Raw genomic sequence first — 16,396 nt, forward strand, 5'->3', positions numbered from 1 at the left:
TACAGCGACAGTTGCGCGTCCGATAAGACGCGCGGCTGCGGGCGCCAGCCCCGCGAAAAGGCAATTGCACAAATTTTGGCTGCAAGCTCTATCTTGTGCAGCGCAAAAATACAAACGGAAATGGGCTCAAATTCGAAGCGCCGCACCTGATCGGCGCATCAGACGTAGTCGACTATGGGCGGGCGACAAAATTCGGCGAGACCTGTCGGCACGCGGCACATGTCTTCGTCCTTGGCTCATCCCATTTTCAACAAGGAGCACCCCATGCGCATGATTTTCGTCAACCTGCCGGTCAAGGATCTGAAAGCCTCCCGGTCCTTCTTCTCCGCTTTGGGCTTCACATTCAACGAGCAGTTTTCCGACGAGACCGCCGCCTGCATGGTCATCGACGACAATATCTTCGCCATGCTTCTGACCGAGCCGAAATTCCGTAGCTTCATCGTCGGCGAGATCAGCGACACGGCCAAGGGCACCGAGGTCATCACTGCGCTCTCCGCCGCGAGCCGTGCCGAATGCGACGACATGTTCGACAAGGCTATTGCCGCGGGCGGCAAGCCATGGAAGCCGGCGAGCGACTACGGCTTCATGTACGGCATCAGCTTCCAGGACCTGGACGGCCACGTCTGGGAGTTCATGTGGATGGACATGTCGGCACAGCAGCAGGCGTGACGATCAAAACTACTGCATGTTTCCTTTAATCGTATCCGATTAAAGGACAAAAACATGCAGCAGATCAAAGTGCTACAGCGACCTTTGCGCGTCTGATAAGACGCGCGGCGCTGTAACGGGTCACGCGGAATGCCCCTCAACCGGCTGCCGCCACCTTCTCCCCGTTTTGACGGGGAGAAGGGACAAGCTGCTGGATCGCCATTTCTCCTTGAGCGCCCGAGAAGCGGAGCATCACCGCGAGTCCCCTTCGCCCCGCTTGCGGGGAGAAGCGCAACCATTAGACTAAGCGCAAGAATTTTGTTGTGGCGCGCTTTTCGTCCATGGGGTTTGGCGCTTGACGACGGTGTTGGCGAAGATGATGAGTTTGCGGACGCAGGCGATGAGCGCCGCTTTGTGGGATTTGCCTTTTGCGGTGAGACGGTCGTAGAGCTCAACCAGCGTCTCGTTCCAGCGCTGCGACGCCGGTAAGGCGGCATTGAACAGGGCCCTGCGGACGCGCGCCCGTCCGCCGGCGATATGGCGCTCGCCTTCACGCTTGCCGCTCTGGTCGTCATAAGGCGCCACGCCGGTCAGCGCGGCGATCTCCTCACGGTCGACCCTGCCGAGTTCGGGCATCAGAATGACCAGGGTGAGTGCCGTACGGATGCCGATGCCGTCGATGCTTTCGATCAGATCAAGCTTCCGGGCGAGATCGTCATGCTCGCGGACAGCGGCCTGCAACAGCGCGAGCTGGGCTTTGCAACGGCTCTTGAGCTCACCGATGGAACGATCGATCTCCTCGAGGATCCGCCTGTCGGTGAAACGCTCGCGGCGGGTCTTGAGGCAGGCTATATCGGCTTCGATCTGCTCGATGAACAGCAGCCATTCGCCAAACGCGATCAGCCGGCTATCCGGCGCATGGCATCGCGCATCCGAACGGGCAGCGCACTCGGCGATCAGCGCGGCGTCGAGCTGGTCGTTCTTGGCTCGGCGCAGCTTATAGAGGCCGAAAGCGCGCACTTGCCGCGGCTGCAGCAGGACGACCTCAAAGCCTCTCTGATGCAGATACGCAATCACGTCGCGCTCATATCCGCCGGACGCTTCGATCCCGACCCGTCCGATCCCCTGCCGCTCGAGCCAGTCAGCCAGAGTCTGCCAGCCGTCGGCGTTGTTGGGCACTTTCTGTTTGTCGCTCACCGGGTAGGTGGCGACATCAAGCCATATCTTCCCGGTATCAATACCGGCCGCTTTCATGCTAATCTCGGTCATCCTTGTCGTCCCTGCCTTGCATACGAACCAGGTTGTTCCAGCAACCATTCGGGCCACGATGAGGAACCGACCGCGATCCTGCTTCTCCGTAACCCCCAAAGGTTCTGGTGCCGGCGATCCGACGGTCGGCGCCTTTGGCCGGGCGGCCGCCCGGCCAAAGGCATACCGAATCCTTTACAACATTTCTTATGCAAGGTGCCGGCAGGCGGATGAGGGGCAAGTGAACGCTCTACCCGCCAATCAGCGCCAGCCACTCGTCCTCGTCCATCGTCTGGACGCCGAGTTCGCGGGCCTTGTCGAGCTTCGAGCCGGCCCCGGGGCCGGCGACGACGATGTCGGTCTTCTTCGACACCGATCCCGCCACCTTGGCGCCGAGACTCTCCGCCTTCGCCTTCGCCTCCTCGCGCGTCATCTTCTCGAGCGATCCGGTGAAGACCACCGTCTTCCCGGCGACGGGGCTGTCGGTCGCGACGGGCAACTCCGCGCTTTCCGGCGTAACCTCTTGCAGCAGCTCGGAAACGACCTTCAGGTTGCGCGGCTCCTTGTAGAACTCGACAATGGCGCGCGCGACCACCTCGCCAATGCCGTCGATGCTGTTCAGCTCGTTCCAGGCATCTCCCGAAAAGCCCGCCGCCTCGGTCATGGCGGCCCCGAAATGCTCGTAGCTGCCATAGGAGCGCGCAAGCAGCTTGGCCGTCGTCTCGCCCACATGGCGGATGCCTAGCGCATAGATCAGGCGATGAAGCGCTATCGAGCGGCGGGCATTGATCGCCTCGTACAGCTTGCGGACGCTTACCTTGCCGAATCCGTCGATGTTCTCGAGCTTGCTGAGCGATGCCTCCTGGCGGCTTTCGAGCGTGAATATCTCTGGGGCGGTGCGGATCCTCAGATTCTCGTCTTCGCTTTCGAAGAAGAACTCGATCTGCTTGGAGCCGAGGCCTTCGATGTCGAAGGCATTGCGCGAGACGAAATGCTTCAGATGCTCGACCGCCTGCGCACGGCAGACGAAGCCGCCCGTGCAGCGGCGCACGGCATCCACCTTGCCCGTCTTTTCGTTGATGTCGCGCACCGCATGGCTGCCGCAGATGGGGCACGTCGTCGGAAACCTGTAGGGCTCGGCGCCTTCCGGCCGCTCGTCGATCACCACGTCGACGATCTGGGGGATCACGTCCCCTGCCCGCTGGACGATCACCATGTCGCCGATACGGACGTCGCGCCCATCGCGGATCGGCTCACCGGTATTGCCGAGGCCGCGGATATAATCCTCGTTGTGCAGCGTCGCGTTGGTGACGACGACGCCCCCGACGGTGATCGGCTCCAGCCGCGCGACGGGCGTCAGGGCGCCGGTACGGCCGACCTGAATGTCGATGCCCTTCAGACGCGTGAAAGCCTGTTCGGCCGGAAACTTGTGCGCCGTTGCCCAGCGCGGACTGCGCGAGCGGAAGCCGAGCCTGGCCTGCAGATCGAGCCGGTCGACCTTGTAGACGACGCCGTCGATGTCGTAGTCGAGGTCCGGACGCTCCCGCTCGATATGGTGATAGTGCTCCAGGAGCTCGTCGGCGGAGAAGAAGCGCTGCATCAGCGGATTGACCGGGAATCCCCAGGCCTTGAAGGTCTCCACCATGCCGAGCTGCGTATCCGCCGGCATCGCCGACATCTCGCCCCAGGCATAGGCGAAGAAGCGCAGCTTGCGGTTCGCCGTCACCTTCGCGTCCAGCTGACGGAGCGAACCCGACGCCGTATTGCGCGGGTTGACATAGAGCGGCCTGCCCTGCGCCGCCATTTCGGCATTGAGCGCGGCGAAGTCCGATTTCGCCATATAGATCTCGCCGCGGATCTCGACGACATCAGGCGCGTCCGCGGGAAGCGTCTGCGGGATCATGCCGATGGTGCGGACATTGGCGGTGACGTTTTCCCCGGTCGTGCCGTCGCCGCGGGTAGCTGCCGTGACGAGCCGCCGGTTTTCGTAGCGCAGCGACATGGACAGCCCGTCGATCTTCGGCTCGGCCGTGAAGGCGATCGAGCCGTCCGGGAGCTTGCCGAGGAAGCGGTAGACACCGGCGACGAATGCGCGGGCATCCTCGTCCGAGAAGGTATTGTCGAGCGACAGCATCGGCCGCGCATGAACGACCGGCGCGAAGGTCAGCGAGGGTGCGGCACCGACCTTCCGCGAGGGGCTGTCCTCGCGGACAAGTACCGGGAAGCGCTCTTCGATCAGATCGTTCCGCCGCTTCAGCCCATCGTAGTCCGCATCCGAAATCTCCGGAGCATCCTTGCCGTGATAAAGCATGTCGTGGCGGGCAAGCTCCGCCGCCAGGAAGGCGAGTTCCTCGGCAGCTTCCGCTTCGTTCAATTGTTCGACGGATTTTCTTTGATTCAGCATGGATGCGGCTCCAGAACTTTGGAGTCGCTTTTACTGCATGATTCCTCAAATCGGAATCGATTTTGAGGGTAACCGACGCGAAGGAACGTGAGGGCTATTCAACCGTTGCCGGCGAGCAATCGCGCGGCTGCGGCCCTCGCCTCCTCGGTAATCGAGGCGCCGGCGAGCATGCGGGCGATCTCTTCCGTGCGTGCCGCTTCGTCCATGCGGGCGACGCGGGTCGCGATCATCTCGGTCTTTTCCGCGGAAGGCCCCTTCGAAATCAGGAGATGCGTCGCCGCACGCGCGGCAACCTGCGGCGCATGGGTGACGGAAAGCACCTGCACGGTTTTCGAAAGCCGCTTCAAGCGCTGGCCGATCGCATCCGCCACGGCGCCACCGACGCCGGTATCGATCTCGTCGAAGACGAGCGTCGGCGCCGAACCGCGATCGGCGAGCGCCACTTTCAGCGCGAGCAGGAAGCGCGAGAGCTCGCCACCCGAAGCGACCTTCATGATCGGTCCCGGCCTGGTGCCGGGATTGGTCTGGACGTGGAACTCGACCGCATCGATCCCGTCGGCCGTCGGCGATCCCGGGTCGCTCGTCACCTCGACCATGAAGCGGGCGCGTTCGAGCTTCAGCGCAGGCAGTTCTTCCATGACGGCGGCCGAAAGTGCAGCAGCCGTATTGTGGCGCTTCTCGGAAAGTGAGCGGGCCGCAACATCGAAGGCCGCCCTGGCTTCGGCGACCTGTATTTCCAGTTGCTTCAGCTTCTCTTCGCCGGCGTCGAGATCGGCAAGATCTGCGATCATCCGCGCGGCAAGTGCCGGCAGTTCGGTGACGGGAACTGAATATTTGCGGCTAGCGGCGCGCAGAGCGAAAAGCCGCTCCTCGACGCGCTCTAGCTCCTTCGGATCGAATTCGGTGTCGCGGAGCGCGCGCTCGACCGCCATCTGGGCATCCGCAAGCTGGTTCAGCGCCCCATCCAGAAGCTCGACCGTCTCTTCGAGCAGGCCGGGTGCCTCATGGCTCTTGCGTTCGAGCCGCCGGACGAGCGACGCGATGAGCGGTACCGGCGAGGCGTTGCCGTTCAGAAACTCGGATGCCTCGCTGATGTCCCCGGCAATGCGCTCGGCCTTCATCATGCGGGCCCGGTTCTCGGCGAGTTCCTCCTCTTCGCCATCGCGTGGCGAAAGCGTCTCGAGTTCCTCGACGGAGGAACGCAGATAGTCCGCCTCGCGGGCTGCTGCCTCCACCTTCTCGCGGTGTTTCTTCAGACAGCGCTCGGCATCCTTCCAGGCGCGATAGAAGGTTGCGACGTCTTCCGCAGCTTCGGTGGTACCGCCGAAAGCATCGTGCAGCGTGCGGTGCGCGTCGGTATCGACAAGCGCCCGATCGTCGTGCTGGCCGTGAATTTCAACGAGCGTCTGGCCGACCTGCCGCATCAGCTGAACGCTAACCGGCTGGTCGTTGATGAACGCCTTGGTGCGGCCGTCGGCCGATTGCACGCGGCGGAAGATCAGATCGCCATCGTCGTCGATGCCGTTCTCGCGCAGGAAGAGCCGCGCCGTATGGCCGGCCGGGACGTCGAAGACAGCGGTAACCTGGCCCCTGTCCTCGCCGTGGCGCACGAGCGAACCGTCGCCGCGGCCGCCCAGCGCAAGCGACAGACTGTCGAGAAGAATGGATTTGCCCGCGCCGGTTTCGCCGGTCAGCACCGAAAGCCCGGCATCGAAGCTGAGGTCAAGCCGTTCGATCAGGACGATATCGCGGATCGCGAGCTGGGCGAGCATCCGGTTTCATATCTTCGTTGTCAGGCGCCGGGAAAATCACGCGCCGATGAGGTTCTTTCCCGCGCGCGCGATCCAGGACGTGCCGGTCTCGCGCGGCTCAAGCCCGCCGGATTGCAGCAGCTTGTAGGAGTCTGCATACCATTGGCTGTCGGGGTAGTTATGCCCGAGAACCGCTGCCGCCGTCTGGGCTTCCCCGGTCACGCCCATCGCATAATAGGCTTCGACGAGGCGGGCAAGCGCTTCCTCGACCTGATTGGTGGTCGGATACCGCTCGACGACGGTGCGGAAGCGCGAAATCGCTGCCAGATATTCTTTGCGCTCGAGATAATAGCGGCCGACCTGCATCTCCTTGCCGGCGAGCTGGTCGCGTGCAAAGCGGATCTTTGCCTGCGCATCGTCGACATATTCGGAGTCCGGATACTTGTCGACGACCACCTGCATTGCCTCGATCGCCTTCGCCGCGGGTCTTTGATCCTGCGTCACCGACGGAATCTGCTTCGTATAGGCGAGGCCCTGGATATATTGCGCGTAGGCTGCGTCTTCCGACTGCGGATAAAGATTCAGGTAGCGGTTGGTCGAGTTGATCGCGTCCTGATACTGGCCGTTGCGATAGGCAACGAATGCATTCATCACCAGCGCTTTCCGGGCATATTCGGAGAACGGATGCTGCTTGTCGATCGCCTCGAACTTCCGCGCCGCTTCCGTCGTCTTGCCGGCGTTCAGGTTTGCGAGGCCCTGGTTGTAGAGCACGTCCGGCGGATCGGTCTCGGCCGTGAGCTTGGTGATGTCGATATCCGGATCGTTCTGGCAGGCCGTGATCAGACTGGAGCCGGCGATAGCCGCAAGAACGACCGCGGCGACGCGCGCTGATTTTCTTATGTCGACAGAAACTGCAAGAACCATCGGATATTCCCGTTTCACTCAGCGCCTAGCATCGCGCCAGACTTGCGCGTTTTAGAGCAAGTTACCTCAAGACCGCAACGTCATGATCGGCAATTCATGCAAATTTGTGGCGCGCTGCAGCGCTGCACCCCTTTTCGGATGTGTAAAGCGCCTCTGGCACCGTGAAAATAGGTGCCGAAGAACACGCGTTACTCAGGGCAACTATCGAATCATCATGAAAATGCCGGCCTTTCGGCCGGCGACTGGAGAAGGAATATCCTATGCCGTCAGGCGGACCAGGGCGCAAAGCCCGGTGCGGCAACCGCCACCATGTCCCGCGAACGGGTGCGCTGGCGCGGCGTTGCCGTTTCCACCACCTCATAGGCGGTCGGATCGCTGAGCAATGCCTTGAGGGCATTGGCATTCATCCGGTGCCCGCCGCGATAGGAGCGGTAGCAGCCGAGGAAGGGAGCACCCGCCAGCGAAAGATCGCCTACGGCATCGAGCGTCTTGTGGCGGACGAACTCGTCCGTATACCGCAGGCCCTCGACATTGATGACCGTGTTGTCGTCCGAAATTACCACGGAGTTCTCGAGTGACGAGCCGAGCGCGAAACCGCCTGCCCAGAGGCGCTCCACATCGCGCATGAAGCCGAAGGTACGCGCACGCGACAGCTCCCGCTTGAAAACGGAAGGCGTCATGTCGCCCTTCCATGCCTGACGGCCGATCAGCGGGCAGTCGAAGTCGATCTCGACTTCGAAGCGCATGCCGTCATAGGGCGTGAATTCTGACCAGGAAGCGCCCGATTCGATGCGCACCGGCTTGAGAATGCGGATATAGCGGCGCTTCTCGGCAAGCGAATGAATACCTGCCTGCTCGATCGCCTCGATAAAGGGGGCTGAGCTGCCGTCCATGATCGGCATTTCAGCGCCATGCACCTCGATCAACAGGTTGTCGAGGCCGAGCGCATAGACCGCCGCCATGACATGCTCGATCGTCGCGATCGAGGTTGCCGGCGAGAGGCCAAGGACGGTGCACAGATCGGTGTTGCCGACCTGCGACGAGACGGCACGGAATTCGCTCACCCGGCCGCCGGCAAGCACACGCTGGAACACGATCCCGGCGTCGGCATCGGCCGGCTGGAAGGTGATCTCGACTTCCGCACCGGAGTGAACGCCAATTCCCTTGAGGGTTATCGGGTTTGCGATCGTCGTCTGAAACCCGAGCAGTTCGATTCCCATTCTCGTCACTTTCAATCAAGGCGGCCTTCGGCCAAAATCCTAAAGGGTGCCACGCTGCTCAAGACACAAGACGAAGTACCGGGACCCCGCGCAGCCGGCGGAAATCTCGTCTTCGAACTAACAGCGCCCGATCGAATCGTATGCGTCCCCAATTCCGATCATGAAAATAAGAGTTTGGAGGCACCATTCCAAATCACTGTTCGTTTCGTTTTGTTACGCAATTCATATGCGCGCAATGCAATTGATAAGCTTCTGATTTCGCGTAAAAAATCGAAAAATGCCCGGGCTGGCGCCCGGGCATCGGCAAGGTGAAGGAACAGCCTCCGCATGTTTCCCTGAACCGGAGCCGGCTCAGGAAAAACTGCGGCGACTGAAAGTACTACGGCGACGTTGCGCGTCCGGTCGGACGCACGGCGCCGTAGGTATCAGCTCGACTGGCGGCGCAGGAACGCCGGGATTTCGAGCTGATCGTCTTCATGCGACCGCATCTGCGGTGCAGCGCGACCGTGATCGTCGAGCTGGCCGCGACGCGGCGCATAGAGGCTGGCTTCCGGCGAAAGCGGCCGGCGCTGTTGCGAGGCGGCGCTTGGTGCCGCGGCGGTCATGTCGGACGAGACATTCGTCGCTTCCCGTTCACGCAGCCCGAGCGAGCTGGTGATCCGGTTCAGGAGTCCCATCGGCCCGCGTTCTTCCTGATGCGCAGGCGCCGGCTGCGTCCGGTGGTCCATTTCTGCCTTCACGACCGGCGGAAAGTCCTCGACCTTCGGCATGCGTACCGGCTCGGCCTGCTGCCGCACGACCTGGGTGGGCTCCTGCCGGACCGGCTGCGCCTGCATCTGCGGCTGGACGGGCGCCTGCATCTCGACCGGGCGCGGTGCCGGCTGCGCCGGCCGCATGACCGGTGCGGCCTCCGCCGGAGCGACGCCGGCGAAGAGCTTGCTCTGCGGACGGAAGGCCTCTTCCTGGAGGTGGGGCTGCGGCTGCGGTGCCGGTGCGGCGACCTGGGCGCGCGCAGCGATGTCGAGCTCGCGCTCCATTTCGGCTTCGCGAATGGCGAGCGCGATGTGGTCGACATTCTGCTGCTGGAGCGGCTGCTGCACCGGCTGCGGCTGCGGCGCCGGCTGCAGCGAGACAGTCGGCTGCGGCTGAGCCGGAACGGCGGCGGACGGGCGGACGATCGGCTTCGGCGCTACCGGACGAAAGTCGGCGGAGCGGCCGGCCACCTCCGCGGCCGTGCGGTCGATGCCGGTGGCGACGACGGAAACCCGAATGAGGCCTTCGAGCTCTTCGTCGAAGGTCGCGCCGAGAATGATGTTGGCGTCCGGATCGACCTCCTCGCGGATACGCGTGGCAGCCTCATCCACCTCGAAGAGCGTGAGGTCGCGGCCACCGGTGATGGAGATGAGCAGGCCCTGAGCGCCCTTCATCGAGGTTTCGTCGAGCAGCGGGTTGGCGATCGCGGCTTCCGCAGCGGCCATTGCGCGGCCCTCGCCGGAGGCTTCGCCCGTACCCATCATGGCGCGGCCCATTTCGCGCATCACCGAACGGACGTCGGCGAAGTCGAGGTTGATGAGGCCTTCCTTGACCATGAGGTCGGTGATGCAGGCGACGCCCGAATAAAGAACCTGGTCGGCCATGGCGAAGGCGTCCGCGAAGGTCGTCTTGTCATTGGCGATGCGGAAGAGGTTCTGGTTCGGGATGACGATCAGGGTGTCGACCGACTTCTGAAGATCGGAAATACCCTGGTCGGCGATCCGCATGCGGCGTCCGCCTTCGAAATGGAAGGGCTTGGTGACGACGCCGACGGTGAGGATACCCTTGTTGCGGGCAGCCTGGGCGACGATCGGAGCAGCACCCGTGCCGGTGCCGCCGCCCATGCCGGCGGTGACGAAGCACATATGCGTGCCCTGCAGGTGATCGATGATCTCGTCGATGCATTCTTCAGCGGCCGCACGGCCGACTTCCGGCTGCGAGCCGGCACCAAGACCTTCGGTGACGGCGACACCCATCTGGATGATCCGCTCGGCCTTGGTCATGGTGAGTGCCTGGGCATCCGTGTTGGCGACGACGAAATCGACGCCCTGGAGCCCGGCGGTGATCATGTTGTTGACGGCGTTGCCGCCGCCGCCGCCGACGCCGAAGACCGTGATACGCGGCTTCAGCTCGGTAATGTCCGGCTTCTGCAAGTTGATGGCCATAGTCCTGTTCCTTCTCTTTCCCTGGCCGCCTTGCCGAGCCGGCCAATTCCTTCAAACTCGAACACCTGTCTCGTCCGGCGATATGCCGAGCGATCTAGAAACTTTCTTTCAGCCATTGCCCCATCCGGGCGAAACGGCTGTTGCCGCCGAGGGTGGAGAACATGCCGCTGCCGGCGGCATGCGTCTCGAGGTCGGCGACCTGGGGATAGATCATCAGCCCGACGGCCGTGGAAAAGGCCGGGCCCTTGGCAGCGGCCGGCAGGCCGGATACGCCGAGCGGGCGGCCGATGCGGACATTGCGTGCAAGAATGCGCCGCGCCGCTTCCGGCAGACCGGTCAGCTGGCTGGCTCCCCCCGTCAATACGATGCGCTTGCCGACGATCGGGCTGAAACCGGACCGCTGGATGCGGTCGCGTATGAGTTCCAGCGTCTCTTCGATGCGAGCGCGAACTATGCGCGAGACCAGAGCGCGCGGCACGTGTGTCGGCTGGTCGCGGTCGTCTTCGCCGATCGGCGGAACCGAAATGATATCGCGCTCGTCCGCGCTGTTCGGAAGCGCCGAACCGTGCACGACCTTCAGGCGCTCGGCATCCTCGATGCGGGTGGACAGGCCGCGCGCCAGATCGGTCGTGACGTGGTGGCCGCCAAGGCCGACCGCGTCCGCATGGACGAGCTTGCCTTCGGCGAAAACCGAGATCGTCGTCGTACCGCCGCCCATGTCGATGGCCGCACATCCGAGCTCGACCTCGTCATCGACGAGTGCCGCAAGCCCGCTGGCATAAGGCGTCGCGACCATGCCCTCGACCGAGAGGTGGGCGCGATTGACGCAGAGCTCGAGGTTCTTCAGTGCGGGACGCTCCGCCGTCAGCACATGCATGTCGACGCCGAGAACGTCACCGAACATCGCCAGCGGGTCGCGGATGCCGCGCTCGCCGTCCAGCGAGAAGCCGGTCGGCAGAGAGTGCAGGATGGCGCGGTCGGTGCGCAGCGACTGGTGCCCCGCGGCAGCGAGTACCTTCTTCAGATCGTTCGCTTCGACCTCCTGCCCGCCGAGATCGATCGTCGCGGTATAGACGTCGCTCTGCAGGCGGCCGGCTGAAACATTCACGATGAGGCTGTCGATCGTCAGTCCCGCCATGCGCTCGGCTGCATCGACCGCAAGCCGGACGACGCTTTCGACCGCGTCGAGATCGGCGATGACGCCATTCTTGACGCCCCGCGACTTCTGGTGACCGATGCCGATGACCTCGATGCTGTGCGTGCGCCCGGGCAGGATCTGGCTCTCGGCACGCGGCGTCAGGCGGCCGATCATGCATACCACCTTGGTCGAGCCGATATCGAGCACCGACACGACATGCGACCGCTTCGAGGGCAAGGGCTTCAGACGCGGAAGGCCGAAATTGGCGGATCCGAACAAACTCATATCCGCTTCTCCTGGGCTTTCAGCATCTTCTCCCTCGCCTTGAGTGCGACTTCCCGGCGCTTCACAGCTTCCGGCGTCAACTGTACGGTCGTGCGGTCTTCGAGCCTGAGATCGACGGCGGCGATGTCGCGCTCGAGCAACTGATGCGTGTCTTGCATACCGGCGAGCACGCTCATCGCGCGGGCAACATCCTTTTCCGGAAGCTTCACCACGACGCCGTTGTTGAGCCGCAGATCCCAGCGGCGCCCGGCCACGCGCACGAAGGCCTTGACGCGGGAGCGGAACTCCGGCCAGCGGGAAAACTCGTCGTAAAACGCGGCCGCCGCCGTCTCCGCGTCGCGGCCGACGAAAAGCGGCAGGCTGGCGAACTTGTTGTCCCTGAGCGGCGCGATGACGCTGCCGCTGCGCTCTATGAGCGAGAGATCCGATCCGTGCTGCCAGATACCGAAGGCTTCGCGCTCCTTGAGAACGACCTCGATCGTGCCCGGATAGACCTTGCGAACCGTGACGGTCTCGACCCAGGGCAGTTCGCCGATCAGCCGACGCGCCTCCTCGATATCGAGCGCCACCAGTGACGTCGTGCCGTCCAGGCCGAGCTGCTGGAGGATGTCGATCTCGGAGGTCTGCGCGTTGCCGGAGACGCGGACGTCCTCGATCGCGAAGCCGGCGGCAGTCGTCGAGACCTGCGCGAAGCTCTGCGTGTGGCCGCCGAGCGACATGCCATAGAGGCCCGTCGCCACCATGAAAGCTGCGGCGGATACTGTTCCGGTATGATTCGGGAAGCGGATTCGACCGGCGCCAAGGCTGATCAGAAAGCGCACGCCCCTGCGCAGCGGCCGCGGCAGGACGAACGCTTCGTCCGCCTCGGCGACACCGTCGGCCGGGTAACGAACCCTCTTGCCCCTTCTGCCCCTCAGCGCAAGCACGACGCGTCCTCCACCATCCACTTGAGAAATTCACCGAACTGAAGGCCCGCATGCTGCGCCATTTCGGGCACCAGGGACGTTGGGGTCATGCCGGGTTGGGTGTTGATCTCGAGCCAGATCAACTCGCCCTCACCATCCCCACGATCGTCGAAACGAAAGTCGGACCGGCTGACGCCGCGGCAACCGATCGCCTGATGCGCCTTCAACGCCAGTGTTTGTATTTTTTGGTAAATATTTGGTGAAATCTGTGCAGGTATGACGTGCTTCGAACCACCTTTTACGTATTTCGAGTCGTAATCGTAGAAGGCGTGCCCCTGCGGAATGATTTCAGTGACGCCGAGGGCGACGTCGCCCATGACACCGCAGGTGAATTCGCGCCCCGCAATATAGCGCTCGACCATGACGCGGTCGCCGTAGCGCCACTCGCTCGAGGTGATCACCTGAGGCGGATGCGACTGATCCTCCTTGACGATCACCACTCCGAAGCTCGACCCCTCGCGGACCGGCTTCACCACGTAAGGCGGCTTCATCGGGTGCTGATTGCCGAAGCTGCGCCGGTCCATGACCAAGGCTTCGGCAACCGGAATGCCGGCAGCCTTGGCGACATGCTTTGCCTGATCTTTATCCATGGCCAGCGCCGAGGCCAAAACGCCCGAATGGGTATAGGGAATCTCGAGATATTCGAGAATGCCCTGGATCGTCCCGTCCTCGCCGAACGGCCCATGAAGCGCGTTGAAGACGACATCCGGACGCAATTCCTGAAGAACCGCCGCGACGTCGCGACCGACATCGACACGCGTGACGCGATAGCCTTCGGCCTCCAGGGCATCCGCGCAAGCAGTCCCCGAAGACAGGCTCACCGGCCTCTCCGAGGAAAATCCGCCCAACAGGACAGCAACATGCTTGCTGCTCATTCAAACCCCCAAACAATACGCCACTATCGCGAAGCTTGCTTGCACCTGGCTGATTTCGAAGCCGCGATTCGCGAGACCGCCGCGTAGAACCACTACAACGACATTATGGTTAATGAAGTGTTTACTTTGGTTAACTCTCGCCGCGAAACGCGCTTCGGCGACACCCGTCAAGAATCAACCAGAGACAAGATTTCCTAGCTGAATCAGAGCTTTCTGTGGCTTGCAAGAGAAATAATCTTAGGAAAGGTAGAGCCCGCCTGCGTGTGCAGGCGGGCTCTACAAGGTCTTGCGTCGCGCTATCTTTCTCGACCTAGCTATCGTCGCCGACGATCTTCCATACGATTCCGGCGATGACCGCACCGATCAGCGGCGCGACCCAGAAGAGCCAGAGCTGGGAAATCGCCCAATCGCCGACGAACAGCGCCTGTCCGGTCGAACGCGCCGGATTGACCGAGGTGTTGGTGACCGGGATCGAGACGAGGTGAATCAAGGTCAGCCCCAGGCCGATGGCGATGGGCGCGAAGCCCACAGGCACACGGCTATGCGTCGAGCCAAGAATGATGAGCAGGAAAAAGGCGGTCATGACGACCTCGGTGACGAGCGCCGCCGTCAACGAATAACCGCCCGGCGAGTGTTCGCCGTAGCCATTGGCGGCAAAACCGCCAAGCTGGAAATCGGCCTTGCCGCTGGCGATCACGTAGAGCACGGCAGCTGCGGCGATCGCGCCGGCGACCTGCGCGAGGATGTAACCGACGAGGCTTGCCGGCGGCATTCTGCCGGCAACGGCAAGGCCGACCGATACCGCCGGATTGAAATGACCGCCCGAAATCCCGCCGACCGCATAGGCCATGGTCAGCACCGTAAGGCCGAAGGCAAAGGAGACCCCAAGCAGGCCGATGCCGACCTCCGGGAAGGCAGCGGCAAGCACGGCGCTGCCGCACCCGCCGAGAACGAGCCAGAAAGTACCGAGAAATTCCACAGAGAGCTTCCTGAACATGAATATTCCCCCGAACCGAAGCAAAACGCTTCGCCGGCGAGAGTTCTCCAGTATTCGATTCCCGTCAAGCGGGAGATGTATTTTCAGGCGATGCCCGCAATACGGGAAGACAATGAATTCGCGTAGGCGGGAATGCCGGCTGATCGAGCACACGGGCGGCGATATGCCGGTGGAATATTCCTTCGCCGGCAAGCGCATTTAGTTCGCATTTCTTACGAAATCAGGCTTTCTCGATGTGAAAACTTGCGCTAAGAACCGGCCGCCCGCCTCCCAAGACGGCATGACCGCCAGATCGTTTGATTGTGTCCATCGGACAGCGAACTGATCTAACCCTATGAAACTACGCAATTCCGGCGGGGAGAGTTACTCGCTTTCCCGCCAATTGCTCCAGGAACGAACCAATGACAGACGCGACAACCTCGCTGTCGCCGCAGGATGGTGCGTTGCATCGGCAGGCCGTGAACTCCCCTGCCCGGGTGCTGTTCGCCAGCCTCGTCGGCACGACGATCGAATTCTTCGACTTCTATGTCTATGCGACCGCAGCGGTGATCATCTTCCCGCACCTCTTCTTCCCTGCAGCCGATCCGACCTCGGCAATGCTGCAGTCCCTCGCCACCTTCTCGATCGCCTTCTTCGCCCGCCCGCTCGGCGCCGTGATCTTCGGTCACTTCGGCGACAGGATCGGCCGCAAGGCGACGCTCGTCGCCGCGCTGATGACTATGGGCATCTCGACGGTCGTCATCGGCCTGTTGCCCACCTATTCGACGATCGGCGTCGTGGCACCGCTGCTGCTTGCCCTCTGCCGCTTCGGCCAGGGCCTCGGCCTCGGCGGCGAATGGGGCGGCGCGGTGTTGCTCGCCACCGAGAATGCGCCTGAAGGCAAGCGGAGCTGGTACGCCATGTTCCCGCAACTCGGCGCGCCGATCGGCTTCATCCTGTCGGCCGGAACCTTCCTCATCCTCGGCGAGGTCATGAGCGAAGAGGCCTTCCTCGCCTGGGGCTGGCGCGTTCCCTTCATCGCCAGCGTGCTGCTTGTGATCGTCGGCCTCTATGTCCGCCTGAAGATCACCGAAACGCCGGAATTCCAGAAGGCGATCGACAAGCACGAGCGCGTCGAGGTGCCGGTCGCGGCGATCTTCCGCTCGCACAAGCGAAGCCTCGTACTCGGCACCTTCGTGGCGCTCGCGACCTTCGTCCTGTTCTATCTGATGACCGTCTTCTCGCTCTCCTGGGGCACGACCAAGCTCGGCTATTCGCGCGAACAGTTCCTCCTCGTACAGATGACGGGCGTCGTCTTCTTCGGCCTGATGATCCCCGTCTCCGGCATCCTTTCGGACCGCTTCGGCCGCCGTCTCGTGCTGGTACTGACGACGATCGGGATCGGCGTTTTCGGCCTCTTCATGGCACCGCTCCTGTCGTCCGGTCTCGGCGGGGCCTTCGTCTTCTCGATCGTCGGCCTCGGCCTGATGGGCCTCACCTACGGGCCGATCGGCGCCGCACTGGCGGCCCCCTTCCCGACCGCGGTGCGCTATACCGGAGCCTCGATGACCTTCAACCTCGCCGGCATCTTCGGCGCGTCGCTGGCGCCCTATATCGCCACCTGGCTCGCGACCAATTACAGCCTCGGCCATGTCGGCTACTATCTGCTGGCGGCGGCTTCGATCACGCTCGTCTGCCTGCTTCTTTCGAACGAGGAAGAGGTCTCGGGCTGAGATGGAATAATCCTGAAAAAAGGGCCGCGGC

General features: G+C 62.9%; 12 protein-coding genes. 2 read left to right on the forward strand and 10 right to left on the reverse strand.

Going from position 1 to position 16,396, the window contains the following annotated elements:
* Positions 1-264 precede the first annotated feature (264 nt).
* Positions 265-669: a VOC family protein gene (locus PZL22_RS12470; protein ID WP_003536212.1), complete on the forward strand. Its 405-nt coding sequence runs from the start codon at positions 265-267 to the stop codon at positions 667-669.
* 282 nt (positions 670-951) lie between these two features.
* Here the strand turns inward: PZL22_RS12470 and PZL22_RS12475 are convergent, their stop codons facing one another.
* The 10 genes from PZL22_RS12475 to aqpZ form a co-directional block, all read right to left on the reverse strand.
* Complete coding sequence (locus PZL22_RS12475) at positions 952-1,917, reverse strand: IS110 family RNA-guided transposase (protein WP_013844028.1); 966 nt, start codon at positions 1,915-1,917, stop codon at positions 952-954.
* A gap of 229 nt (positions 1,918-2,146) precedes the next feature.
* Positions 2,147-4,300 (reverse strand): NAD-dependent DNA ligase LigA, encoded by a 2,154-nt coding sequence (gene ligA, locus PZL22_RS12480; RefSeq protein ID WP_284718681.1) that lies wholly within the window; start codon positions 4,298-4,300, stop codon positions 2,147-2,149.
* Between the two features lie 98 nt (positions 4,301-4,398).
* Complete coding sequence (gene recN / locus PZL22_RS12485) at positions 4,399-6,072, reverse strand: DNA repair protein RecN (RefSeq protein WP_003529102.1); 1,674 nt, start codon at positions 6,070-6,072, stop codon at positions 4,399-4,401.
* Between the two features lie 36 nt (positions 6,073-6,108).
* The gene (locus tag PZL22_RS12490) at positions 6,109-6,975 is read right to left on the reverse strand and encodes an outer membrane protein assembly factor BamD (protein ID WP_003529108.1); all 867 of its coding nucleotides are present in this window, start codon (positions 6,973-6,975) and stop codon (positions 6,109-6,111) included.
* A 266-nt stretch (positions 6,976-7,241) separates the two neighbouring features.
* Positions 7,242-8,195 carry a UDP-3-O-acyl-N-acetylglucosamine deacetylase gene (gene lpxC / locus PZL22_RS12495; protein WP_003529110.1) on the reverse strand — a complete coding sequence of 318 codons (954 nt, stop codon included), beginning with the start codon at positions 8,193-8,195 and terminating at the stop codon, positions 7,242-7,244.
* Positions 8,196-8,620: 425 nt separating this feature from the next.
* On the reverse strand, positions 8,621-10,393 hold the full coding sequence (gene ftsZ / locus PZL22_RS12500) for a cell division protein FtsZ (protein WP_003529112.1): 1,773 nt from the start codon (positions 10,391-10,393) through the stop codon (positions 8,621-8,623).
* A 94-nt stretch (positions 10,394-10,487) separates the two neighbouring features.
* Positions 10,488-11,816, reverse strand: a complete 1,329-nt coding sequence (gene ftsA / locus PZL22_RS12505; protein ID WP_010969742.1) for a cell division protein FtsA — start codon at positions 11,814-11,816, stop codon at positions 10,488-10,490.
* Entirely contained in the window at positions 11,813-12,742 is a 930-nt protein-coding gene (ftsQ, locus tag PZL22_RS12510; protein ID WP_003529115.1) for a cell division protein FtsQ, read from the reverse strand. The genes ftsA and ftsQ overlap by 4 nt, the downstream gene beginning before the upstream one ends.
* On the reverse strand, positions 12,730-13,656 hold the full coding sequence (locus PZL22_RS12515) for a D-alanine--D-alanine ligase (protein ID WP_003529117.1): 927 nt from the start codon (positions 13,654-13,656) through the stop codon (positions 12,730-12,732). The genes ftsQ and PZL22_RS12515 overlap by 13 nt, the downstream gene beginning before the upstream one ends.
* 310 nt (positions 13,657-13,966) lie before the next feature.
* Entirely contained in the window at positions 13,967-14,653 is a 687-nt protein-coding gene (gene aqpZ, locus PZL22_RS12520) for an aquaporin Z (RefSeq protein ID WP_003529119.1), read from the reverse strand.
* Between the two features lie 401 nt (positions 14,654-15,054).
* Here aqpZ and PZL22_RS12525 point away from each other — a divergent pair, with 401 nt between their 5' ends.
* Positions 15,055-16,365 (forward strand): MFS transporter, encoded by a 1,311-nt coding sequence (locus PZL22_RS12525; RefSeq protein WP_003529121.1) that lies wholly within the window; start codon positions 15,055-15,057, stop codon positions 16,363-16,365.
* The last annotated feature ends 31 nt before the right edge of the window (positions 16,366-16,396 follow it).

This window comes from Ensifer meliloti (genome assembly GCF_030064585.1).
Lineage (GTDB): Bacteria > Pseudomonadota > Alphaproteobacteria > Rhizobiales > Rhizobiaceae > Sinorhizobium > Sinorhizobium meliloti.